At 63.9% G+C, this 19783-nt stretch carries 27 protein-coding genes; 16 read left to right on the plus strand and 11 right to left on the minus strand.

All coding sequences use genetic code 11. The annotated features are described in order from the left end of the window. Window positions 1-56 precede the first annotated feature (56 nt). Genes VF769_RS05985 through VF769_RS06000 form a run of 4 tightly spaced genes read left to right on the plus strand, consistent with a single transcriptional unit; the run spans window position 57 to window position 3048 of the window. Window positions 57-959 (plus strand): NAD(P)H-dependent flavin oxidoreductase, encoded by a 903-nt coding sequence (locus VF769_RS05985; protein ID WP_414731768.1) that lies wholly within the window; start codon window positions 57-59, stop codon window positions 957-959. 9 nt (window positions 960-968) lie between these two features. Beyond that, on the plus strand, window positions 969-2270 hold the full coding sequence (locus VF769_RS05990) for an MFS transporter (RefSeq protein WP_331007467.1): 1302 nt from the start codon (window positions 969-971) through the stop codon (window positions 2268-2270). Between the two features lie 34 nt (window positions 2271-2304). Beyond that, window positions 2305-2622 carry an Hpt domain-containing protein gene (locus VF769_RS05995; protein ID WP_331007468.1) on the plus strand — a complete coding sequence of 106 codons (318 nt, stop codon included), beginning with the start codon at window positions 2305-2307 and terminating at the stop codon, window positions 2620-2622. Window positions 2623-2646: 24 nt separating this feature from the next. After that, on the plus strand, window positions 2647-3048 hold the full coding sequence (locus VF769_RS06000; RefSeq protein ID WP_331007469.1) for a thioesterase family protein: 402 nt from the start codon (window positions 2647-2649) through the stop codon (window positions 3046-3048). Here the strand turns inward: VF769_RS06000 and VF769_RS06005 are convergent, their stop codons facing one another. Beyond that, window positions 3049-3357 carry a DUF4282 domain-containing protein gene (locus VF769_RS06005; RefSeq protein ID WP_331007470.1) on the minus strand — a complete coding sequence of 103 codons (309 nt, stop codon included), beginning with the start codon at window positions 3355-3357 and terminating at the stop codon, window positions 3049-3051. Between the two features lie 35 nt (window positions 3358-3392). Beyond that, window positions 3393-4112: an SDR family NAD(P)-dependent oxidoreductase gene (locus VF769_RS06010; RefSeq protein ID WP_331007471.1), complete on the minus strand. Its 720-nt coding sequence runs from the start codon at window positions 4110-4112 to the stop codon at window positions 3393-3395. A gap of 77 nt (window positions 4113-4189) precedes the next feature. On the opposite strand from VF769_RS06010, the gene VF769_RS06015 reads away from it, so the two are divergent. Beyond that, a complete protein-coding gene (locus tag VF769_RS06015) occupies window positions 4190-4648 on the plus strand; it encodes an NUDIX domain-containing protein (protein ID WP_331007472.1) in 459 nt (152 codons plus the stop codon). On the opposite strand, the gene VF769_RS06020 is transcribed toward VF769_RS06015, so the two are convergent. Continuing rightward, on the minus strand, window positions 4645-5409 hold the full coding sequence (locus VF769_RS06020; protein ID WP_331007473.1) for a hypothetical protein: 765 nt from the start codon (window positions 5407-5409) through the stop codon (window positions 4645-4647). The genes VF769_RS06015 and VF769_RS06020 overlap by 4 nt on opposite strands. Window positions 5410-5682: 273 nt before the next feature. Between VF769_RS06020 and VF769_RS06025 the strand changes: the two genes are divergently transcribed. Beyond that, window positions 5683-5985: a hypothetical protein gene (locus VF769_RS06025; RefSeq protein WP_331007474.1), complete on the plus strand. Its 303-nt coding sequence runs from the start codon at window positions 5683-5685 to the stop codon at window positions 5983-5985. On the opposite strand, the gene VF769_RS06030 is transcribed toward VF769_RS06025, so the two are convergent. Next, window positions 5982-6986: a serine hydrolase gene (locus VF769_RS06030; protein ID WP_331007475.1), complete on the minus strand. Its 1005-nt coding sequence runs from the start codon at window positions 6984-6986 to the stop codon at window positions 5982-5984. The two genes, VF769_RS06025 and VF769_RS06030, sit on opposite strands and share 4 nt — an antisense overlap. Before the next feature lie 66 nt (window positions 6987-7052). Between VF769_RS06030 and VF769_RS06035 the strand changes: the two genes are divergently transcribed. From VF769_RS06035 to VF769_RS06045, 3 genes are all read left to right on the plus strand, one after another. Further along, on the plus strand, window positions 7053-7574 hold the full coding sequence (locus VF769_RS06035; protein WP_331007476.1) for a lipocalin family protein: 522 nt from the start codon (window positions 7053-7055) through the stop codon (window positions 7572-7574). 70 nt (window positions 7575-7644) lie between these two features. Then, window positions 7645-8478, plus strand: coding sequence for a universal stress protein (locus VF769_RS06040; RefSeq protein ID WP_331007477.1), 834 nt, complete (start codon window positions 7645-7647; stop codon window positions 8476-8478). Window positions 8479-8488: 10 nt separating this feature from the next. After that, complete coding sequence (locus VF769_RS06045; RefSeq protein ID WP_331007478.1) at window positions 8489-8674, plus strand: hypothetical protein; 186 nt, start codon at window positions 8489-8491, stop codon at window positions 8672-8674. Window positions 8675-8676: 2 nt separating this feature from the next. On the opposite strand, the gene VF769_RS06050 is transcribed toward VF769_RS06045, so the two are convergent. The 3 genes from VF769_RS06050 to VF769_RS06060 form a co-directional block, all read right to left on the minus strand. After that, the gene (locus VF769_RS06050; protein WP_331007479.1) at window positions 8677-9759 is read right to left on the minus strand and encodes a S1C family serine protease; all 1083 of its coding nucleotides are present in this window, start codon (window positions 9757-9759) and stop codon (window positions 8677-8679) included. Window positions 9760-9820: 61 nt separating this feature from the next. Next, entirely contained in the window at window positions 9821-10999 is a 1179-nt protein-coding gene (locus VF769_RS06055) for a VWA domain-containing protein (protein ID WP_331007480.1), read from the minus strand. Between the two features lie 3 nt (window positions 11000-11002). Continuing rightward, window positions 11003-11860, minus strand: a complete 858-nt coding sequence (locus VF769_RS06060; protein ID WP_331007481.1) for a MoxR family ATPase — start codon at window positions 11858-11860, stop codon at window positions 11003-11005. A 129-nt stretch (window positions 11861-11989) separates the two neighbouring features. Here VF769_RS06060 and flbT point away from each other — a divergent pair, with 129 nt between their 5' ends. From flbT to VF769_RS06085, 5 genes are all read left to right on the plus strand, one after another. Continuing rightward, window positions 11990-12421 carry a flagellar biosynthesis repressor FlbT gene (gene flbT, locus VF769_RS06065; RefSeq protein ID WP_331007482.1) on the plus strand — a complete coding sequence of 144 codons (432 nt, stop codon included), beginning with the start codon at window positions 11990-11992 and terminating at the stop codon, window positions 12419-12421. After that, window positions 12381-12728, plus strand: coding sequence for a flagellar biosynthesis regulator FlaF (gene flaF / locus VF769_RS06070; RefSeq protein ID WP_331007483.1), 348 nt, complete (start codon window positions 12381-12383; stop codon window positions 12726-12728). Before flbT ends, flaF begins: the two co-directional genes overlap by 41 nt. Window positions 12729-12930: 202 nt before the next feature. Beyond that, the gene (locus VF769_RS06075) at window positions 12931-14178 is read left to right on the plus strand and encodes a flagellin (protein WP_331007484.1); all 1248 of its coding nucleotides are present in this window, start codon (window positions 12931-12933) and stop codon (window positions 14176-14178) included. Between the two features lie 66 nt (window positions 14179-14244). Further along, window positions 14245-14553: a hypothetical protein gene (locus VF769_RS06080; protein WP_331007485.1), complete on the plus strand. Its 309-nt coding sequence runs from the start codon at window positions 14245-14247 to the stop codon at window positions 14551-14553. A gap of 155 nt (window positions 14554-14708) precedes the next feature. Next, on the plus strand, window positions 14709-15437 hold the full coding sequence (locus tag VF769_RS06085; RefSeq protein WP_331007486.1) for a hypothetical protein: 729 nt from the start codon (window positions 14709-14711) through the stop codon (window positions 15435-15437). On the opposite strand, the gene VF769_RS06090 is transcribed toward VF769_RS06085, so the two are convergent. From VF769_RS06090 to VF769_RS06105, 4 genes are all read right to left on the minus strand, one after another. Beyond that, window positions 15434-16615: a hypothetical protein gene (locus VF769_RS06090; protein ID WP_331007487.1), complete on the minus strand. Its 1182-nt coding sequence runs from the start codon at window positions 16613-16615 to the stop codon at window positions 15434-15436. The genes VF769_RS06085 and VF769_RS06090 overlap by 4 nt on opposite strands. A 197-nt stretch (window positions 16616-16812) precedes the next feature. Beyond that, on the minus strand, window positions 16813-17256 hold the full coding sequence (locus tag VF769_RS06095; protein WP_331007488.1) for a flagellar basal-body protein FlbY: 444 nt from the start codon (window positions 17254-17256) through the stop codon (window positions 16813-16815). After that, window positions 17240-17584: a rod-binding protein gene (locus VF769_RS06100; protein WP_331007489.1), complete on the minus strand. Its 345-nt coding sequence runs from the start codon at window positions 17582-17584 to the stop codon at window positions 17240-17242. Before VF769_RS06100 ends, VF769_RS06095 begins: the two co-directional genes overlap by 17 nt. Beyond that, window positions 17584-18720: a flagellar basal body P-ring protein FlgI gene (locus tag VF769_RS06105; protein ID WP_331007490.1), complete on the minus strand. Its 1137-nt coding sequence runs from the start codon at window positions 18718-18720 to the stop codon at window positions 17584-17586. The genes VF769_RS06100 and VF769_RS06105 overlap by 1 nt, the downstream gene beginning before the upstream one ends. An 11-nt stretch (window positions 18721-18731) precedes the next feature. Between VF769_RS06105 and VF769_RS06110 the strand changes: the two genes are divergently transcribed. Together VF769_RS06110 and dksA are read left to right on the plus strand one after the other, a co-directional pair. Beyond that, window positions 18732-19226, plus strand: a complete 495-nt coding sequence (locus VF769_RS06110; protein WP_331007491.1) for a flagellar assembly protein FliX — start codon at window positions 18732-18734, stop codon at window positions 19224-19226. A 135-nt stretch (window positions 19227-19361) separates the two neighbouring features. Beyond that, the gene (dksA, locus tag VF769_RS06115) at window positions 19362-19775 is read left to right on the plus strand and encodes an RNA polymerase-binding protein DksA (RefSeq protein WP_331007492.1); all 414 of its coding nucleotides are present in this window, start codon (window positions 19362-19364) and stop codon (window positions 19773-19775) included. Window positions 19776-19783: the final 8 nt, after the last annotated feature.

A 19783-nucleotide genomic window follows, 5' to 3' on the forward strand; every position in this document is an offset into this window, starting at 1 on the left:
ACACAACAACAAGAAGCGGCCGGGGGAGAGACTACGCGATGCGTCTGCCGGATTGGATGGCCCATGGCTTGCGTTTGCCCGCCATCGCCGCGCCCATGTTCCTCGTGTCCGGCCCTGATCTGGTGATCGCGTCGCGGCGCGCCGGCATTATCGGCTCATTTCCCGTCACCAATGCGCGCACGATTGAGCAACTTGACGCGTGGATGACGCGGATCGCGAGCGAAAGCGGCCAAAACGATCCTGTGTGGGCGCTCAACATGATCGTGCACCGATCCTACACGCGCTTGCCCGAAGAACTGGAATTGCTGGCGCAGCACCGCCCGCGTGTCGTCATCACCGCGCTTGGCAGCCCGAAGCCAGTGATCGAGTCCGTACATGCGTATGGAGGCCACGTGCTCGCCGACGTGAATTCGGTCGCGCAAGCCGAGAAGGCGGTGGCGGCAGGTGTGGATGGACTTGTGCTTGTGAGCGCCGGCGCCGGCGGACACACGGGCGGGCTCAGCGCATTCGCCTTCGTGCCGGCGGTGCGCGAATTTTTCGGGGGTCTTGTCGTATTGGGCGGCGCCATCAGTACGGGGCGCGCGGTGAAGGCCGCGCAGGTGCTGGGCGCTGACCTCGTCTATGTCGGCACCTCGCTGATCGCGGCTGAAGAGAGCATGGCGCACGCCGAATACAAGGCGATGACGGTGCGCGCCGGGTCGGACGACATCGTGTTGTCCGCCGCATTGACGGGCGCGCCGGCGAATTGGCTGCGCGAGAGCCTCACGGCGGCAGGCTACGATCCGGAATCTCTGGCCGCAAAGAAGACGACTATGAATCTCGGTGCGCCTGACGGTGCGCAGGCGAAGCGCTGGCGCGACGTGTGGTCCGCGGGGCAGGGCGTCGGCGCCGTAAAGCGCGTAGCGCCGACGGCGGAGATCGTCGGCGCGCTCATCGCTGATTATCAAAACGCGCAATAGGAAGCACACATGACCGGAGCGACGTCAGATCAACGCGTGGGGTCTTACCCGTATCTGGTCCTGTTGTTGTTGGGGCTGGTCTACACGTTCAACTACCTGGACCGGCAGATCGTTTCGATTTTGGCGGAGCCGATCAAGCGTGACCTCAATCTCAGCGACACGCAGATTGGCTTGGTGTCGGGGTTTGCGTTCGCGGTGTTCTACACGACCTTTGGCATCCCGGTCGCGTGGTTGGCCGACCGCGCCAATCGCGTGCGCGTCGTCGCCGCGGCATGTTTCCTTTGGAGCTTGTTCTCCGGTCTCTGCGGTTTGGCTGGCAATTTCGCTCATCTGCTGATTGCGCGGATCGGTGTTGGCGTCGGTGAAGCAGGCGGCGCCGCCCCGTCGATGTCGATCATTTCCGACTATTTTCCACCCCATCGGCGCGGTGGTGCGATTGGGTTGTGGTCGCTCGGCGTGCCCTTGGGTGCGACAGCTGGTGTGGCGTTGGGAGGTTGGGCGGCGGCTGAGTTCGGGTGGCGGATCGCGTTTTTTGCGGTGGCGGCGCCCGGTGTCCTGCTCTCGCTGCTCTTGGTGATCTTCGTGCGCGAACCGCAACGCGGCCGCTTTGACGGCGCGTCCACGCGCGCGGGGCCCGGTCCATCGATCTGGCAATGCGTGCGGGATTATTTCCGCAACCCGACGCTGGCGCTGCTTCTGCTTGCCGCCGCGACCTACAGCTTCGTCTTCAACGCATTCGCCGCCTGGGCGCCGGCTTTGTTGATGCGCACCAAGGGCGCGCAGATGAGCGATATCGCCCAATATTATAGCCTGGTGATCGGCGCGGCGATGGCGATCGGCATGTTTATCAGCGGCTACCTCGCCGACCGTTACGCGCGGCGCAATCCGAGCGCGTTTGCGATCATTCCTGCGTGGGCGCTCGCAATCGGCGTGCCGTTCTTCGTCGCCGGCGTGATTGCAGAAGAGTGGAGTGCAGCGCTGATCTGGCTGGCGATCCCGATGGCGATGAACATGATGTTTGTCGCACCAGGAATGGCGATCGTGCAGAACATCGCGCCGCCCGAGCAGCGCAGCACGTCGGCGGCAATTCTGTTGTTCGTGAACAATCTCGTGGGTATGGGGCTGGGGCCGCTTTACATCGGCATGGTGAGCGACTGGCTGGCGCCGCTCTATGGGCCGCAGATCGGGCTCGAATACGCGATGCTGACGCTGGTTCCGTTCTATCCGTTGGCGATTGGCGCGCTGATTCTTGTGGCCCGCTCGCTGGCGAAGCGGCATAGCGCGGCGGAGACCAGTCCGGCTTTGGCGTAACCTCGCCTTAAACCGCGCGGCGCAGAAGAGAGGCATGAGCACCATCCTCGACCGTGCGCATTTCGACCACATGACCGGCGCCGACCGGCCGCTCCAGCTTGAGATTTTGGAACTCTTCCAAATGCAGGTGGAGGGCTGGCGCAGCGCGATCGCCGCCGACGCCGGCTGGCGCGAGGCCGTGCACACCATGAAGGGTTCGGCGCGCGGCATTGGTCTTGCCGCGCTGGCGGCCGCCTGCGAGGCTGCTGAAACCGCCGATGAGGCGGGACGGGCGCCGGCTCTGCGGCGGGTCGAGGCCGCTCTAACGGAGGCTCTGGCCGCCTTGGAGAAATTCGCCGCTGACGCGGACTAGTGGTTTCGCGCTAGGGTGTGGGCCATGGCCGCAGAGACATTCACGCAGCGCTTTCCGGTGGACGCCGCCGATATCGACGAACTCGGGCACGTCAACAACATCGTGTATCTGCGCTACGCGCAGGATATAGCCATCGCGCATTGGCGTGCGCGAGCGAGCGCGGAAATGGTGGCCAACTTCGTTTGGGTGGTGATGCGTCACGAGGTTGATTATCGCGCCCAGCTGCGATTGGGCGACGAAGTCGAAGTGCGCACCTGGGTCGATGATGCGCCGCGCGGGCCATTTTGGCCGCGCTATGTCGATGTTTATCGGCTCGGCGGCGACAAACCTGCTGCGCAGATCAAGTCAGACTGGTGCATGCTCGACGCACAAACGCGCAAACTGAAGCGTGTGCCGCCGGAACTTGTCCAACGCTTCAAGGCGTGATCAGAACTTGGAATAGTCCGGCAGACGATCGCGGATTTCGCCCATGCGCTCGTAGGCGAGAAACGCGAGCATGAAGAGTTCGCAGAGGAAGCGCCAATAGACGATCGCCACGGCGCCGATCGCCGGCGCGGCGATCAATTGCATTGCGCCTTGCCCGATATTGCCGGTGAAGATCGACATAAGCCCGACGAACATGGTCATGCCAACAAAGAAGGCGAGCCCGACCAGACCGACATAATAGACGAGCCGCACCAGCGTTGGTCCCAGTAGGCGGTCGAAGCCAATAAAACGTTGCAGGATCGATTGCATCGCGCGTGCTCCCGAGAATCGCTTCGCTGATCCGATCAGAGCGCGTAACCGCCGTCCACCACGAGCGTGGCGCCGGTGGCAGGGCAATCGTCGGAGAGAAGTTGGCCGATCAGCTCGAACAGATGACCCTCGTAGCGGGCGAGGCTGTTCGGAAGCGCGGAGAGGGCCTTGAACGCCCGCCGTTCGTCGCGCTCGCTGCGGATAAGGTCCTGAAACAATGGGGCGTTACGCCAGATCGGCGCGACGCCTTGGTTTGCCGCGTTGATCCGCACATTGGAGCTTGCGCCGTCCAAAGCGGCAGCTCGCAGCACGTCGGCGGCGCCGGCAAGTCCGATGACCACGATCGCGCCGCCCTGACCGTTGCTGCGCATCAGCTGGGTCAGCGCACGCAGGGTGAGCGCGATGTGCTCGTGACCAGTGCTGGTCCAGGTGATGAGATCACCATCGGTCACCGTTACCGCGCTCTGCGCCGCGCTGGCGTCGACGATGGCGTAGTCGAGCCTGCCGTATTGGCCGCGGATGAAATCTGTCGCCTGCGCCCAGCGCTCGCGATCGCCGATATCGAAGGCGAGCGTCGAAACGCGCTCAGGCGGGTTCTCAATCGCGTCCGCGGCGGTCTCCAGGCCGGCTTCGTCGGCATCGACCAGGATCAGTCCGCCTTGCGCGCGACGGGCGAAATGGCGCGCGGCGGCGGCGCTGAGGCCCGAGGCCGCGCCGGTGATCAGCATCACGGGGTTGAGACGGTCCAGATTCATGGAGGGTTTAGGCCACGGCGGCGCGTTTCATTCAACACGCATCGCCAGGGACCGTTGATCGCGCTATATCGGTGCCGATGACACGTTTCGCACTTCAGTTCGGCCAGACCCAATCGGGCCTCACCTATCTTGAACGCATGACCGCCTATGGCATTTGTCCGCGGGGCGAAAGTAACATCGCCATCGTCCAGATCGGCAAGAAGGCTCCGTACGAATACGACCTCCCGGGCGGAGGGATCGAGGCCGACGAGGATGAAGCCGCGGCCCTAATGCGCGAATTCCAGGAAGAGGCTGGCCTCACGGTATGGCCGACGCGGGTAATCGGCCGCGCTGGCCAATATTGGATCAATAAGAGCGAGCCGCGGAATTCGCTGGCCACGTTCTATGAAGTGGAGCTCTCCGCGGATGATGGCGATCCGACTGAACCCGATCATGCCCTCGTCTGGATGAGTTCGACCGAGGCGTTGGCCAAAGTGCGCCATGAGGCGCACGCCTGGGCCATTCTGCACTGGTTGCGCGTGCGGCGCGGTGTTTAGCCGTGCTCGTCGTCGCGCGCGAGTTCGCGCAATGGGTTGAGGCCTTGCAGGCGCTCCAGCAACGTCGCGTCGCGAATATCCATCACCGGCGCGGGCTCTGGCTCCATAAGGATGGCGGATGTGCGATGCGGCAACAGCGGAATCCGTGACGGCGGACGCGGCAGGCGGAAGAGCTCATCCGCGGAGGGCGGCTCGACAAAGGTCGTCGCGCCGCCGATTCCCGCATCGCCCGCATCGGCAAATTGGATCGTCTCGACACTCGCGATTTGCTCGGACTGGGCTGGCGCGATGTCGTTCATGCGCACGGCCAGTGCGCCGCCGACGGCGGCGACGCTCGCCAAGCCCATCAGCATCACCGCTTGCTGTGAAGGTCCTTTCGGCGGTTCGTAGAGGCGGGTGACCGCACGCAAGCGTTCGTTCAGCGCATTCCAGGCTCGCCCGCCGCGTTCGCCGCGCCATGTTGAGAAATCAATCACTGGCGAGACACGCCGGATTTTGGGGGCGCCCGGGGCGCGGGAAATTTCCACGAGACGCTCGGGCGCCGTGCGCTCGGCCCAGGCCAACATGTATTCCTGGCCGGGGGCCGCCGGCGACCAGATCATAAGGACGGCTTCCTCGGCATCCTTGGTCGCTTCGAGGTCGTGATAAGCTTGCCGGCCCACGGTCAAGCGCACCACGTGCTGCTCCGCCTCGAGAAGGCGCGTCAGCATTTCCGCCACCTTGGCGGCGTCATGCGTGCAGACAATACGAATGTCGATCATTGGGGGGCCGATCGTTGTTGGACCGGACCTCTAACACGGCTTTTGGGTCGCGCCAGCGACTCAGTCCGCATGAGATTGTGAGTAAGTGCGCATTGGCTGTGAGATGAGTCGCAAGCGACACGGCAATGTCACGGTTGCAGACGTTCCCGCGTCGCGTGCAGTAAGATTACGCCTGCGCAATCTTTATTGTCTCCCGCTGCGGAAGCCGTATTCTGGCGCCGCCGCACTATCAACGACCCGGAAAGCCGGGCGTGGGCGGCGAGGGGAAACATCATGGATATGGCGACTGTCCTACCTTTGGCTGTGCAGGCCTTAGGTGGTGCGATTGGCGGCAACATTCTCGGCGCAGTCACGCGCGGCGGCGGCGGTCTGCTTGGGCGCACCATTATCGGCGCGGTCGGCGGATTGGCCGCCGGTTATGCTGGGGGCAACGTCGAGGCCGTGGGCAATGTCACGGCTATGTGGAGCAATCTGATCGAAGGTGAAAACGGCGCGCACCTGGCGAACCTGATCACTGGCGCGGCGGGCGGCGGACTTCTCGGCCTGATCGGCGGCCTGCTGATCCGCCAGCGCTAGAGATCGCGCCAGAGCAGCGACAAGAATTGCGCGTCGGACCATTGCGCGGCACCGCCGCGCGTTTGACGCACCACGACAAGACCGGCCGACGGCGCGACGTATAGGCGCTGTCCGCCGGCGCCCGCGGCCATCGCGAGGTCCGTGGGCGCGGGCGATTGCGCGCGCCAGAGATCGCTGTCGACATTGAGGTCGTCGCGATTGCGCGCGATTGCGGCAAGCCAGAGGCCGAAGCCGGCTCGCGATTCCGCGAAGGAGCCGCGCAGGGCTTCGCGCAGCGTGTCGTCGTCAGCGAGTTGGGCGGCGCGCCAGACGCCTTCGCGGCGGATCAATTCGCCCACTTGCGCCCAGCCGCGCGCCGAGACCGCGACGCCGTCGTCAAAACGCGCGGCGCCACTCGCCGCGCGTGTCCAGCCGATCGGCGTGCAGCCGATCGGCCCGAGCGTGCGGGAAGTCAGATAGCGCGCCGGGTCTGGCTCGCGGCCGGCGGCTTCAAGCTTCCGGCGCGCGATTTCGGTCAATAGAATGTAGGGCGCTTCGTCGTTGACGAAGCGCACGCCGGGAGCCTCGCGCGGCTCAAGCGCAATGGCCGTGGCCAGATCGCGCGCATCGCGGCGGTCAAAGAAGACGCCGCTTGCGCCGCTCGCAAGCACGCGAATGGAGATGGTGCTCTTCACAGGATGCGCGCCCCAATCGCCGAGCGTCGCGGCGACGGGCTCGTCGAGACTGAGCAAGCGGTCTTGCGCGAGCGAGGCGAGCAGCAGCGGCATGAACACGCGCGAGCCGTGTCCTATCGGCAAGCGCGCGTCGGCGGCAACGCCGTAATAGGATTCGGCGAGTATGATGCCGTTGCGGACCACGAGAAAGGTCGCCCCATTGCGCTCGGCGCTATAGCGCGCGGCCAGCGCGAAGCGCTCCGCCGGCTGCGCTTCGGCAGCGTATTGGGCGGAGGCGCTGACCACGCTGCATGCTGCAGCGGTTGACAGGAATGCGCGACGGTTCATCTCACTCCCTCGTGAGCCATTTTCGTTAAAGGGAACCCAACCCGCAACCCGTGCGTATCCCGAGCCATGCGTATTCTATTATTCTCCATCATGGCGTTGATGACCGCCGCATGCGTACAAAACCCTGTTTACAGGCAAAGTGACGAGCCCTTGCCGGTCGCGTACATAGATCAGCAACGTTACCTCGGCCTTTGGCATGAGCAGGCCCGGCTGCCGAATAGCTTTGAACGCGGTTGCCAGCGGGCGACAGCCGAATACGGCGTCCGCGACGACGGACTCATTTCGGTGCTGAACACCTGTATTGAAGCAAGCGGCGAGAGACGCAGCGCCGAGGGGCGGGCGCGCCCAACCGGCGAGGCCGGCGAAGGCAAACTTGAGGTGAGTTTCTTCGGGCCGTTCTGGGCGGATTATTGGGTGTTGCAGCGGGCCGATGATTATTCTTGGAGCATCGTCGGCGAACCGGAAGGACGCTACCTTTGGCTGCTGACCCGCGCGGAGACCATAACGCCTGAGCAACGCAGCGCGTTCGAAGCGCGTATCACCGCACTTGGCTATCGCCCCGCCGATCTGGTCTGGGCGGCGCCTTAGCCCCGGACGCGATCTTCCTGTTGCAGAGCCGTCGCCCGCTTGTAGGGTGCGCGCTTCGGCGGCGGAGGCGATGATGGGCTGGCAAGAATTCCTGGTTTTCGCGGATGCGTCCGAGGATGGCGTAGCGCGGCTGCGCATGGCGATGAATGTCGCGAAGGCGTTTGATGGCAAACTCGAAGCCCTGGTGCTAGCGCCCGTGCCGATTTCGTTCGCCGTGGCGGCGGAGGCCGTCGGCGGCTTGGACGCGGAGACGCGCGCCGCCATTCGCAAAAATTGTGACGCCGCCGTAAAGACCTTGCAGGACGTCGCCGGTACTGGCGTGCACGTGCACGGCGTCGATATTCCGGCCGGCGACTCCCAAGCGGCCGCGGCGCGCGCGGCGCGCACCGCCGACTTCGTGATTTTCGGCCAGCCGGAAGAGATGGATGGCTCTCGGCTCGATACGGACATCTTTCTTGGCGCCGTGCTGGAAGGCGGGCGGCCCTGCTTGATGTTGCCGCGTTGGATTAACCCGCACCCATGGGGGCGTCGCGCGGTCATTTCCTGGAAAGGCACGCCGGAAGCGGCGCGCGCGGTGCAGGCGGCCTTGCCCTTCCTGAAGAAGGCCGAGGCCGTGCGCCTGTGCGTCGCCAATCCGCGCGGCGAACGCGAGGGTGAGGACGAGGCAGGCATTGGCCGCGTCATCACCTATCTGTTGCGCCATGGCGTGAAGGTCGAAGAACCGGTGGTGCGCGAAAGCTGGGAAGGCCCGGATCGGATGATTGTCTCCGAGGTTGAAGGCTTCAACGCCGACTTCTTGGTGCTGGGCGCTTATGAAGATCCGAAATGGGCTGAAGAGATTTTCGGCGGTGTCACAGCCCGTATGGTGCGCGACGCGAAAATTCCAGTCCTGATGACGCATTGAGGACAGGACGATGCGTAAGATGCTTCAAGTCGCTGCTGTCGTGGCGTTGAGCGCTCCGGTTTCTGCGTTCGCCGCCGTAGCGCCCGCCGCGCCAGTGGAGGAGCGCGAGTTTCCGTTGGCGATTGTGTTTGCGCTGATCGCTGTGTTTTGCGGGATCGGCGCGGCGTTGTTCGCGTCGCAAAGCAAAAAGAAATAACGCTATTTGCCTGGTGTCGCGGTTTCTTGCGGCGTGCTGATGTCGGTGATCGGCACGCTGACCTGAAGCGTGCGATCGCCGCGGCGGAGCGTGAGGTTCACATTGCCGCCGACGCCGAGGCGATCGAGCGTGTTGGTGAGATCGGCTAGGCGACGCACCGGCTCACCCTCCGCTTGTACAATCACATCACCCAATACGCCGCCGCGTGGATCGGTGCCGCGCAGACCCGCGCGATCGGCGGGCGAACCGTTTGCGGTCTGCCAAACCAAAACGCCTTCCACGCCAAGCCGGGTCGCGATCGATTGATCGGCCGCCACGATGCCGATGCCGGCAATCGGCGCGCGGCCGTTGGCGATCAATTGCGGCACGACACGCGCCACCGTGTCGATTGGCACCGCAAAGCCCAGGCCTGCATACGCGCCAGAGGGGGAGAAGATCGCCGTCGTCACGCCGATCACGCGGCCGGCGCTATCGAGCAGCGGGCCGCCGGAATTGCCGGGATTGATGGCGGCGTCGGTCTGGATGACGTCGGCGATCTCGCGGCCTTCTTGCGTCGGCAATTGGCGGCCGAGCGCCGAGACGATGCCGGAGGTGATGGTCTGGTCAAAGCCAAACGGATTGCCGATCGCGAATGTTGCTTGACCCACGCGAAGATCCGACGAGGTGCCGAGCGCGAGCGGGCGCGCTTGCGTTGGCTGCTCTAGGCGGAGGACGGCAATGTCGTATTGCGGCGCGCGACCGATGACGGTGGCGCGGATTTCGTCGCCCCCCGGCGGGCGCACCAGCACTTCTTGGCCTTGGACGACATGGTTGTTGGTGACGATGTGACCGGCCTCATCCCACACGAAGCCTGTGCCGGAGCCGAGTTCCACCGTGTTGAAGCCGCCTGGCGCGCGGCCGCCGCTGATGACGAGCACGACGGAAGGCGAGGCGGTTTCGAAAATCGCGATGGTGGCCTGCTCGCTCTCCGCCAACGTGCCGCGCGCTTGCACCACACGCGGATCGGCGCCCTGGGTGTCCACCGGCGCGGGCGGTGCGTTGCAGGCGGCGAGAAAGGCGAGTGCGATCAGCGGCAAGGTGCGCATGAGGGGCTCCTGACGCTTAGTGATAGGCACGCCGCCGCACGGGTTCAATCGGCCGCGGCGATTAGCGGCTCAGCTCGCGCATGGCGCCGTCGAGGCCCTCGATCGTCAGCGGAAACATGCGGTTTTCGCCGATGATCTCGCGGATGACCTGGATCGAGGGCGTGTGGTCCCAGTGCGCCCGGGGCGTGGGGTTGAGCCACACGACGCGTTCGTAGATTTGCGCGACGCGCTGCAGCCAGAGCGCGCCGGGTTCTTCATTCCAATGCTCCACGGAGCCGCCTGGATAGGTAATCTCATACGGGCTCATCGTGGCGTCGCCGACGAAGACGACGCGATAATCGCTCGGGTATTTGTGCAGCATATCCCACGTCATCGTCTTCTCATCGTGACGACGACGATTGTCCTTCCACACGCTCTCATAGAGGCAATTGTGGAAGTAGAAGAATTCGAGGCTTTTGAATTCGGTGCGCGCGGCGGAGAAGAGCTCTTCGCAGAGCTTGATGTGTGAATCCATCGAGCCGCCGATGTCGAGCAGCAGCAACACCTTCACCGCATTGCGCCGCTCGGGCCGCAGCACGAGATCGAGATAGCCTTCGCGCGCGCTTTTCTTGATCGTACCGTCGAGATCGAGTTCATCGGCCGCGCCCGTGCGCGCGAACTTGCGCAGGCGGCGGAGCGCCACCTTGATGTTGCGCACGCCGAGCTCGACGCTGTCGTCGAGGTTTTTGTATTCGCGCTTGTCCCAGACTTTGACCGCGCGGCCCTGACCCTTGCCTTCACCGCCGATGCGCACGCCTTCAGGATTGTAACCGCCATTGCCGAACGGGGAGGTGCCGCCGGTGCCGATCCATTTGTTGCCGCCTTCGTGGCGCTTCTGTTGTTCTTCGAGCCGCTGCTTCAGCGTCTCCATCAATTTGTCCCAACCGCCAAGCGATTCAATCTGCGCCTTCTCTTCGTCGGTGAGGAATTTCTCCGTGAGCGCACGCAGCCATTCCGCGGGGATTTCCGCGTTCACAGCATCGCCCGTGTTTTCGATGCCTTTGAACACCTGGCCGAAGACGCGATCGAATTTGTCGAGATGGCGCTCGTCCTTCACCAAAGCCGCGCGCGAGAGGTAATAGAAGTCCTGCACGTCCGGCGGGATCGCGTCCTTCTCCAGCGCTTCGATCAGCGTCAGATATTCCTTGAGGCTGACAGGCACCCGCGCGGCGCGGAGTTCGGTGAAGAAGCGTTGGAACATCGACTAGCTCGTCCCGCCCCGCTGCTCGCGTCGCGCCAGGAACGCCAGGCGTTCGAACAGCATGACGTCGGCTTCGTTTTTCAACAGCGCGCCGTGCATCGGCGGGATGAGCTTGCTTGGATCGCGTTGCTTCAGCGTTTCCGGATCGACGTCATCCGTGAGCAGGAGCTTCAGCCAATCGATCAATTCGCTGGTGCTCGGCTTCTTCTTCAAGCCCGGCACTTTGCGCATGTCGTAGAAGATTTTGAGCGCTTCGTTGACGAGGCGGGCTTTCACGCCCGGATAATGGCTCTCGATGATGGCGCGCATCGTCTCTTCATCGGGGAAGCGGATGTAGTGGAAGAAGCAGCGGCGCAGGAAGGCGTCCGGCAATTCCTTCTCGTTGTTCGAAGTGATGATGATGATCGGGCGCTGCTGCGCTTTGATCGTCTTGTTGATCTCGTAGACGTAGAATTCCATGCGATCGAGCTCTTGCAGGAGGTCGTTCGGGAATTCGATGTCGGCCTTGTCGATTTCGTCGATCAGCAGGATCGGGCGCACGGGGCTTTCGAATGCGTCCCAAAGTTTGCCGCGCTTGATGTAATTGGCGATGTCGGCCGCGCGCGCATCGCCCAGCTGCGAGTCGCGCAGGCGCATGACGGCGTCGTATTCATAGAGACCTTGCACGGCCTTGGTGGTCGATTTGATGTGCCACTCGATCAGCGGCGCGCCGATGGCCTTGGCGACCTCGATGGCCAGCATGGTCTTGCCCGTGCCCGGCTCGCCCTTGACCAGAAGCGGCCGCTCCAGCGTGATCGCCGCATTGACCGCGACCTTCAGGTCTTCCGTAGCGACATAGTCTTTCGTGCCTTCGAACCGCATTACCGCTCCCACTTGTTCCACTCCAGCAATAAGGCCGGCCGCTGTGCGGACGCAAGCTCTGGCAATATCTCGTTAACCGATGCGGCTGAGTTTGGTGCGCTGAGAAAGTCCCAGAAGGGAAGAGGGCTCATGCCACTCAAATTGTCACTGCGGCCGGGCGAGAAATTCGTTGTGAACGGCGCAGTCGTGCAAAACGGCGACCGGCGTGCAGCCCTTGTGCTGCAGAACAAAGCCTCGGTGCTGCGTGAGAAAGACATCATGCAGCAGGACGAGGCGGACACGCCGGCCAAGCGCATCTACTTCCCGATTATGCTCATGTATCTGGATGAGACCGGTCGCGATAAGGCCTATTCTGAATTCGCCGCGCGTTTGGCCGAATTCATGGGGGTTGTCCGCGATCCCGCCATTCTCAGCGAGTGCATTGGCGTTTCCAAAGAAGTAATGGCCGGTGAATATTACCGTGCCCTGATGCGCTGCCGGAAACTCATCTCGTATGAGGCAGAGCGTTTAGGGTTGAGGGATGTCGATCAAAGCGTACCAGCGCGCAGCCACGCAGGCTGAGTCTCCGCGCGAGCTGGAATACCGGGCGTTCGGTCAGGTCACGGCCGCGCTCGTCCGCGCCAAGGAAGAGAAGCTGGTCGCCGCCGCCCTAGCGGAAGCGCTGGATTCCAATCGTCGGCTTTGGAACATGCTGGCCGCCGACTGCTCGCAGCCCAAGAACCAGCTGCCGCTTGAGCTGCGGGGGCAGATCATCTCGCTGGCCATGTTCGTGGCGCGCTATTCGAGCCAAGTGCTGCGCGAAGGCGTCGAGATCGATCCGCTGATCGATATCAATCGCACCATGATGGAAGGATTGCTGTCGCGTTGAGCATGTTTGCGGCGCGCGACTAGGCAAATAATTCCTCTGCAATTCGGCCCCGGATCATTCCGGCGCTGACACTCGATTAACCTTTGCTCCTTAAAAATCCAGGCAACGTGGTGCGTCTCCTTAAGGGGATTTGCTGCGCGTTCCGGGCTTTTGCCCACCGGCCAAAATGGCCGGTCAACATCGTCCAGAAGGACCGAAACACATGGCTAGCGTAAACACGAATTATGGCGCGCTCGTCGCGCTCCAATCCTTGAACCAAACGGGCCGCGATCTCGAGCAGGTCCAACAACGCATCAACACGGGCCTCAAGGTCTCGTCCGCTAAGGACAACGGCGCCGTGTTCGCCATCGCCGAAGGCCAGCGCGCCCGCGTTGCGTCGCTCGGCGCGGTTATGGACGGCATTGACCGTGCGACGTCGGTGATCGACGTCGGCCTCTCGGCCGGCGAAGCGATCGGCGACATCCTCAAGCAATTGAAGGAAAAGGGCGTTGCCGCGCAAGCGACCGACCTTTCCGACGACCAGCGCGCCGCGCTGCAAGCCGACTTTAACGCGCTGCGTAACCAGATCGACCAGATCGCCAACGCCGCGACGTTCAACGGCTCGAACCTCGTCAACGGCACCAATGTTGGCGGCTCGTCCACGTTCAACGTGATGACGACCGACATCGGCGGTTCCTCGGGCGCCTACGCGCTCACCGGCGGCACGTTGCTGGCCGGCACGGACCCGCTCTCGGTCCATGGCAACCTGGAAGACGCGTCGGGCGGTCTCGACTTCTCGACCGCGGCGCAGCTGCGCTTCTCGATCACCAGCACCGACGGCAGCGAAACCACCACGCTGAACGTCGACCTGTCGTCGACCGACACCGTCCAGCAATTCATCGACTCCGTCGCCAGCCAAACCAGCGGCCGCGTGACGGTTGAGTACGACGAAGAAACGGGCGACCTGTCGCTGCACTCGAATGAAGCGTTCACGGTCGGCTATTATGTGTCCGACACGCTGACGGATGACGGCGGCGTCTTCGGCGCCGGCGCGGCCGGTACGGCGATGACGGGCGCTCCGGGCGCGGCGGCCACCAATCAGCTGACGGTCACGGGTTTCGACTTCACGCTCGGCGCTACGGGCCAAGCGCTGGAGAACCTGACGTCTTCGCTGAACATCTCGACCGCCTCGGGCGCCGCGGCGGCCGTGACGGCCATCGATGATGCGCTTGTCAACCTGAACCGCGATCTCGCCACGATGGGCGCGCAAGCGAAAGCCCTGGAGGTCCAAAAGACCTTCCTCGGCAAGCTGAGCGACTCGATCGAAGCGGGTATCGGCAACCTTGTCGACGCTGACCTCGCGAAGGAATCGGCTCGCCTCCAAGCGCTGCAAGTGAAGCAGCAGCTGGGTGCGCAGGCCCTTTCGATCGCGAACCAAGCGCCGTCGATCGTGCTGTCGTTCTTCCGCTAAGCGTAAGACGGAAAAGGCGGGGAGCTCCGGCTCTCCGCCAATTCCGAGACATCAGGGGCATGAGCGATGGGATCCATAACTCCCGCGTCCCCAGCAGCAGAGCTGCCGCTCACGACTAGACCGCAGTTCGAAGCTGAGAAGGGACCGGCCGCGCAAGCGGCCGAAAAGCGTTTGGCGGCACACCTCGCAGCTGAGCAGGCTGCGACCGTCACGCCGAAAATATTGGAAGTCAGCCTGGATCAGAGTGCGGGCCGTTTTGTGCAGCACTTGACCGACGCGGCGACTGAAGAAACATTGCGCCAATACCCGAGCGAAAGTCAGCTTGCCTATTCGCGTGCGGTCATGGCGTACATGCGTGCGTTGGCGGAGGACTAACCCGGCGAACTGTAAACGACCGGTAAATTTTCTTACTTAATCGGCGTTAGTGTTAACGCTTCATTAACGAATCTCGTGTTGCTTGCGAGCGCGCTTGAAGTGCGCCGCGCGACCGGTATGGGGCTGGCCTCGCGATCCGAACAGGAGCGGCCAGCATGGTCACAAGCATCGTTCCAGGCGCAACGAGCGCCAATCCGCTTGGCGTGGATGCGCGTTTCGCGCGGCAGCAGCCGAACGGCGCGGCGCGCGGCGCGGAGGCCGCGGTGCTTGGTGATCGCGTCGAGGTCAGCGGCGCCTCGATCGCCGCGGCGCGCGAGAGTGTTCGGGACGGCATCAATCAGGTGCACCAGGCTTTGGCGGTTGGCCATGACGCGCAGGCGATGCTGGTCGCCGCGCGCGGCGCGGCCTCGCAGGCCGATCTCGACGCCATCCTCGGCGCGTATCAGCAGCGGGTGGATGGCGCCATTGCGCAGGGCGCGACATTGATCGCCGGGCAGCCCCTGCAAATCTACGCCGAACCGGGCGGCGCGCCCGTGACGATCGCGGGCGTCGACTTGCGCTTGAAAACGGATCCGGCGGCGACGGAGGTCATCAGCCTCAGCAGCGAGGCGAAGCTGGACGACCAAGCGACCGGCCAAGCCGTGCAGCGTTCATTGGAGGCGTTGCAGGATGCCATGAACCGGTTGATCGACAGCGCGCGGGCGTTGGAAGCGCATCAGGGCTTCCTCGGCGCCGCTGAGGGCGCCCTTGGCGTGCGCAACGACCTCGACGCTGAGGGGGCGCGGTTGTTGGCGCTGCAAGTGCGCCAGGGGCTCCAAAGTGTTGGCAGCGCGCCGATCGCCAACGCGGAGCCGCAAGCTGTGTTGACGCTCTTCCGCGCCTAGAGCGGACGCCAATTACTGCTGCTGATGTCGATAAGCTCGGCGCCGTAATCGCCGTGCTCGTCGTCCTCAGCGCGCATGCGCAGCCAAGCATCCCGCAGCGCTTGGAAGAGCTTGAATAGGACCAGTGCGACCAAGACCGACGCCGCGACTGCCGCGAGCGAGATCGCTGTCACGAGGTCGCGGGTGAAGGTCAGTTCGCCGCGCGCGGTGTCGAGAAGCCGACCGTCCCGGGGCAGGCGCTTGGCGGCGGCGGCGGCGCGGTCGCCGCCTGCCCGGGCGATGAGCACCAAGCGTTGAAGATCCGCCAATACGAACGCGTGCGTCAGCATCGCGGCTGCGGTGTTGGCGCTGGTGGCGTCGCTAATCGCGCCAAGTTGCGCCAAAATCTCGCGCAATTGCGCCGCGTGTTCGGGTACGACCGCCGCACGAAAGGCGGCGGCGCTGTTCTCGTACGCGGCAGGATCGCCGCCGCTTTCGCGCGCGGCGCGGCGGAACGCTTCTATCGGCACGGCGGCGGCGACGAGCGCATCGACCTCCGCGCGAATGCTCGCCGGATAATCATCGCGGCGGCTTGAAGCCAACAGCGCAACGGCGCCGCGCTGCATGCTGGGAGCTAGGTCTCCGGCAAGACCGAGGCTGAAACCGACCAACACGAATTGCAGCGGATCGGTTTCCGGCTCGGCGAGGAGCGCGCGCGCCATGAGTTGGAAATCCTGCACGTCGGCGAGATCAGGGGGACGCGCGGCCGCGATTGCGGCGCCACGCTGTGAAAGCAGAGGCACTTGTTGTTGGTAGTTCTGACGCGTGCTTGGTTGCAGCAATTGGAGCGCGGCGACTTCCAGTTCGGCTTCAGACGCGTCCGCTTCGATCGCCTGCGTCAGCACATTGGCGGAACGGTTGGGAAGCATGCCGGCGCCCGACAAGAGAAAACCCCGCGCCGCCTGCGGATCGCCGGCGCGCAATTCCATAGAAACGAGGTCGTCCCATTGTCGCTGGCGATCGAAGTCGAGTTGGATCAATTCGCCATTCAGGCGCTCGATACGTTCGCGCACCACGTGCGCACCCGCGTCGGAATATTCATATGCGTAGAGGTGGTCGCGGGCGATCACGATGAGCGCCGCCGCAGAAGCCAGAGGTAGCAGCAACAAGCAGAAGTTGAAGGCGAGCGCGCTCAGCACCCCCTGCGGGCTGTGCCTTGGTGTGCGGCGCGCCCTCACCGGACGCCACGCTCCTTGAACCTTCGCGTGCTTCATTTCTCCCCACCGAGAAGCCGCTACAAAGCCAACCTCAAAGCCACAGGGCAAGATGAATTACAGGAAAGGCGAACTTGTCCCCGGATCGGGGTTTATCTGCGGCGTCCTGTTAAGGCTGATGGCTAGGCCGAACGATCGATAATCGTAGGGATCGGGCCAGCGGGGGCCTGCGGCGTCCCTTGGGCGCCATAGCCCGCCGCGCCGCCGCGTTGACGCGCGATTTCCTCGGCCATGGCCTGAACGAGGCCTTCCGTGATGAGCTTTACCGCGCCAAGCGCCATCTCATGCTGGGCGAGGTGCTCATGCAGGGCGGTGGTGCGCTTCTTCAATTGATCGAGCACGGTCTGCGGCGCGCCCTCGAGCAGAGTCCGATCTTGCTTGATGCGCGCGAGTTCGAGCCGGTAGGCGTTGGCCATCCGGTTCTTTTCGTCGGCGGCCGCGCCTTCCAAAGGCGGCTCACGTGCGTCGATGCGACGGGTTTCTTCGGCGATGTATTCAATCAGGCGGTCTGTGAGCAGCAGCAGCTGCTCGGCGCGGTCCTTGCCATCGTTAGCCAGCAGCGCCATTGGCGGTCTCCTCGCTTGGCGCGGCAGCCGCCTGCATGCGCATCAATTCGCGGATGATGCTGTCGGCAATGCCGATGCCGCCGGCTTGCGTCAGCGACTGCGCGTAGCGCTCAATCAGCATTGGCCGGAAGATTTCTTCGCCCATGCCGCCGCCGCCGAGGCCGTCCGTCTGCAGCCCCTCAAACATCGGCGCGAGCATCTGGTTCAGGAACACGGCTTCGAACTCTTGCGCGGCGCGTCGGATTTCGGCGGGCACCTCGTCGCGCGCGGGTGGCGTGACAGTGCTGATCGGCAAGGGCGCGCCTGGGAGAGCGATCGGGCCTGTCATCACATCACTTCGATTTCGGCTTGAATCGCGCCGGCGGCCTTGAGCGCCTGCAGGATCGAGATCATGTCGCGCGGCGTAACGCCGAGCGCATTGAGTCCGTTCACGAGCTGACGCAATTCCACGCCGCCCGGCACGACCACAAGCCCGCCTTCCTCTTCCTCAACATTCACGCTGGACGAGGGCACGACGGTCGTCTCGCCACGGCTGAACGGAGCTGGCTGACTGACGAAGGGGTCCTCCTGGATCGAAATCGTCAAATTGCCCTGCGCGATGGCGACCGTTGAAACCTTCACGTTTTCGCCCATTACGACGATGCCCGAGCTCTCGTCGATGACGATGCGCGCGGGCGTGTCGACTTCCACTTCCAGGTTTTCGATGCGGCCGACGAGGGCGACCATATCGCCGGCGAAATCCGCAGGTCGGCGCAGCGCGATCGTTCCAGGATTGGTTGCGCGCGCGGCGTCGGCGCCGACCGTGGCGTTGATGACGGCGGCGATGCGCTGGGCGGTCGTAAAGTCCGGATTGCGCAACGCCAGGCGCAGTTCCGGCGCATTGGCGATGTCGAATTGCGTCTCACGTTCAACCAGTGCGCCCGAAGCGATCCGCCCAGCCGTGGGAACGCCGCGTGTCACCGACGACCCGGATTGCCCTTGCGCGGAGAAGCCGCCGATCGCGAGCGGGCCCTGAGCCACCGCATAGACTTGCTGATCCGCGCCCATCAGCGGCGTCACCAACAATTGGCCGCCGGCGAGGCTGCGGGCGTCGCCTAAGGCGGAGACGGTGACGTCAATGCGCGAGCCCTGGCTGGCGAAAGGCGGCAAGTTCGCCGTCACCATCACGGCGGCGACGTTGCGTGTATTGAGATTGCCGTTCGACGCGTTGACGCCCAGGCGCTCCAACATCGCCGCCAAGCTTTGGCGAGTGAACGGGGAGTTCCGAAGCGAGTCGCCTGTGCCCGCCAGACCAACAACAAGGCCGTAGCCGACCAATTGATTCTCGCGCACGCCCTCGAAATCGGCCACGTCCTTAATGCGTGGGCCGGCCCAAGCGGTCGGGACGGCCACCGGAGCCGCCATGGCGGCGACGGAGGCGACGGCGAGCAACGCCGTGCGCGCCGCATGAGAGACAAACTTCATGCGCACGATACGTGACCAGTTTGGTTAACGGCTGGTTCAAACTCTGGGCGTTTAACGCACTGGAAACAGCAGCAGCCGAGAGTCGCACGTCCATGAAGATCGAAGGCGGCCGTTCCATTGGTTCCACTGCGGGCGCTAAGCGCACCGGAAGCGCTGCTCCGTCTGGCTTTGCGCCATCGATGGAGGAACCGCAGAAGGCTGCGGCTACGTCGCCCACGCAGGCGTTGACCCCGCTTGACGCGCTCTTGGCGCTGCAAGGCGATGAGCCAGGGCAGCGCCGCGCTCGCCAGGCACGCCGGGGCCGCGATGCCCTGGATACGTTGGAAAAACTGGCCGCCGGCCTGCTCACGGGGCGCGCGCCAGGTTCGATCCGGGCGGACTTGGAGACGTTGCGCCGGGCCGGCGAGCCGACGGGCGAGGCGGGCCTCGACGCCGTCCTACAAGAAATTGACATCAGACTCGCGGTAGAGGCCGCCAAGCTGGACCGCATGCTCGGCAGGGCCTGACCTTGGCTTTTGATGGGCAAGCCCCAGATTTTAGGGACTTTATAGAGGGACTTTGGCGCCTTCCTTGCTCGATGGACGAGCCCGGGGACGGACGCTATTAAGGCGGCGCCTCAAGGGGGCGCCGGGAGTTCGTAAATGGCCTCGACCGTGAAAGAATATCGCCCTTCTGACGACGAGCCGTTCATGAATGAGCGGCAGCAGGAGTATTTCCGGCAAAAGCTTCTGGCCTGGAAGGAGGAGATCCTCGAAGAATCTCGTTCCACCATTGCCTCGCTCCAGCAAGACACCGTCGCCGAAGCTGATCTAGCCGACCGTGCGACGAGCGAAACTGACCGCGCGCTCGAATTGCGCACGCGCGATCGTCAACGCAAGCTCATCGCGAAGATCGACGCCGCGTTACGCCGCATCGAAGATGGATCCTACGGCTATTGCGAAGAAACCGGCGAACCGATCGGGCTTTCCCGACTGGAAGCTCGCCCGATCGCCACGCTTTCGCTGGAGGCGCAAGAGCGTCACGAACGCCGCGAGCGGGTTCACCGCGACGATTGATGCGCTAG

Origin of the sequence: Vitreimonas sp. (assembly GCF_036392335.1) — a bacterium.
Classification (GTDB): Bacteria; Pseudomonadota; Alphaproteobacteria; order Caulobacterales; family Aquidulcibacteraceae; genus Vitreimonas.

What these genes read in the sequence shown, in the direction of transcription:
- VF769_RS06040 (WP_331007477.1), top strand. Translation starts at nt 7,645, where the DNA reads ATGATGGGCTGGCAAGAATTCCTGGTTTTCGCGGATGCGTCCGAGGAT.
- VF769_RS06015 (WP_331007472.1), top strand. Translation starts at nt 4,190, where the DNA reads ATGACACGTTTCGCACTTCAGTTCGGCCAGACCCAATCGGGCCTCACC.
- VF769_RS06105 (WP_331007490.1), bottom strand. Translation starts at nt 18,720, where the DNA reads ATGAAGTTTGTCTCTCATGCGGCGCGCACGGCGTTGCTCGCCGTCGCC.
- VF769_RS06045 (WP_331007478.1), top strand. Translation starts at nt 8,489, where the DNA reads ATGCGTAAGATGCTTCAAGTCGCTGCTGTCGTGGCGTTGAGCGCTCCG.
- VF769_RS05995 (WP_331007468.1), top strand. Translation starts at nt 2,305, where the DNA reads ATGAGCACCATCCTCGACCGTGCGCATTTCGACCACATGACCGGCGCC.
- flaF (WP_331007483.1), top strand. Translation starts at nt 12,381, where the DNA reads ATGTCGATCAAAGCGTACCAGCGCGCAGCCACGCAGGCTGAGTCTCCG.
- VF769_RS06010 (WP_331007471.1), bottom strand. Translation starts at nt 4,112, where the DNA reads ATGAATCTGGACCGTCTCAACCCCGTGATGCTGATCACCGGCGCGGCC.
- VF769_RS06030 (WP_331007475.1), bottom strand. Translation starts at nt 6,986, where the DNA reads ATGAACCGTCGCGCATTCCTGTCAACCGCTGCAGCATGCAGCGTGGTC.
- dksA (WP_331007492.1), top strand. Translation starts at nt 19,362, where the DNA reads ATGGCCTCGACCGTGAAAGAATATCGCCCTTCTGACGACGAGCCGTTC.
- flbT (WP_331007482.1), top strand. Translation starts at nt 11,990, where the DNA reads ATGCCACTCAAATTGTCACTGCGGCCGGGCGAGAAATTCGTTGTGAAC.
- VF769_RS05990 (WP_331007467.1), top strand. Translation starts at nt 969, where the DNA reads ATGACCGGAGCGACGTCAGATCAACGCGTGGGGTCTTACCCGTATCTG.
- VF769_RS06020 (WP_331007473.1), bottom strand. Translation starts at nt 5,409, where the DNA reads ATGATCGACATTCGTATTGTCTGCACGCATGACGCCGCCAAGGTGGCG.
- VF769_RS06080 (WP_331007485.1), top strand. Translation starts at nt 14,245, where the DNA reads ATGGGATCCATAACTCCCGCGTCCCCAGCAGCAGAGCTGCCGCTCACG.
- VF769_RS06005 (WP_331007470.1), bottom strand. Translation starts at nt 3,357, where the DNA reads ATGCAATCGATCCTGCAACGTTTTATTGGCTTCGACCGCCTACTGGGA.
- VF769_RS06100 (WP_331007489.1), bottom strand. Translation starts at nt 17,584, where the DNA reads ATGACAGGCCCGATCGCTCTCCCAGGCGCGCCCTTGCCGATCAGCACT.
- VF769_RS06055 (WP_331007480.1), bottom strand. Translation starts at nt 10,999, where the DNA reads ATGTTCCAACGCTTCTTCACCGAACTCCGCGCCGCGCGGGTGCCTGTC.
- VF769_RS06095 (WP_331007488.1), bottom strand. Translation starts at nt 17,256, where the DNA reads ATGGCGCTGCTGGCTAACGATGGCAAGGACCGCGCCGAGCAGCTGCTG.
- VF769_RS06035 (WP_331007476.1), top strand. Translation starts at nt 7,053, where the DNA reads ATGCGTATTCTATTATTCTCCATCATGGCGTTGATGACCGCCGCATGC.
- VF769_RS06050 (WP_331007479.1), bottom strand. Translation starts at nt 9,759, where the DNA reads ATGCGCACCTTGCCGCTGATCGCACTCGCCTTTCTCGCCGCCTGCAAC.
- VF769_RS06025 (WP_331007474.1), top strand. Translation starts at nt 5,683, where the DNA reads ATGGATATGGCGACTGTCCTACCTTTGGCTGTGCAGGCCTTAGGTGGT.
- VF769_RS06085 (WP_331007486.1), top strand. Translation starts at nt 14,709, where the DNA reads ATGGTCACAAGCATCGTTCCAGGCGCAACGAGCGCCAATCCGCTTGGC.
- VF769_RS06075 (WP_331007484.1), top strand. Translation starts at nt 12,931, where the DNA reads ATGGCTAGCGTAAACACGAATTATGGCGCGCTCGTCGCGCTCCAATCC.
- VF769_RS05985 (WP_414731768.1), top strand. Translation starts at nt 57, where the DNA reads ATGGCCCATGGCTTGCGTTTGCCCGCCATCGCCGCGCCCATGTTCCTC.
- VF769_RS06060 (WP_331007481.1), bottom strand. Translation starts at nt 11,860, where the DNA reads ATGCGGTTCGAAGGCACGAAAGACTATGTCGCTACGGAAGACCTGAAG.
- VF769_RS06000 (WP_331007469.1), top strand. Translation starts at nt 2,647, where the DNA reads ATGGCCGCAGAGACATTCACGCAGCGCTTTCCGGTGGACGCCGCCGAT.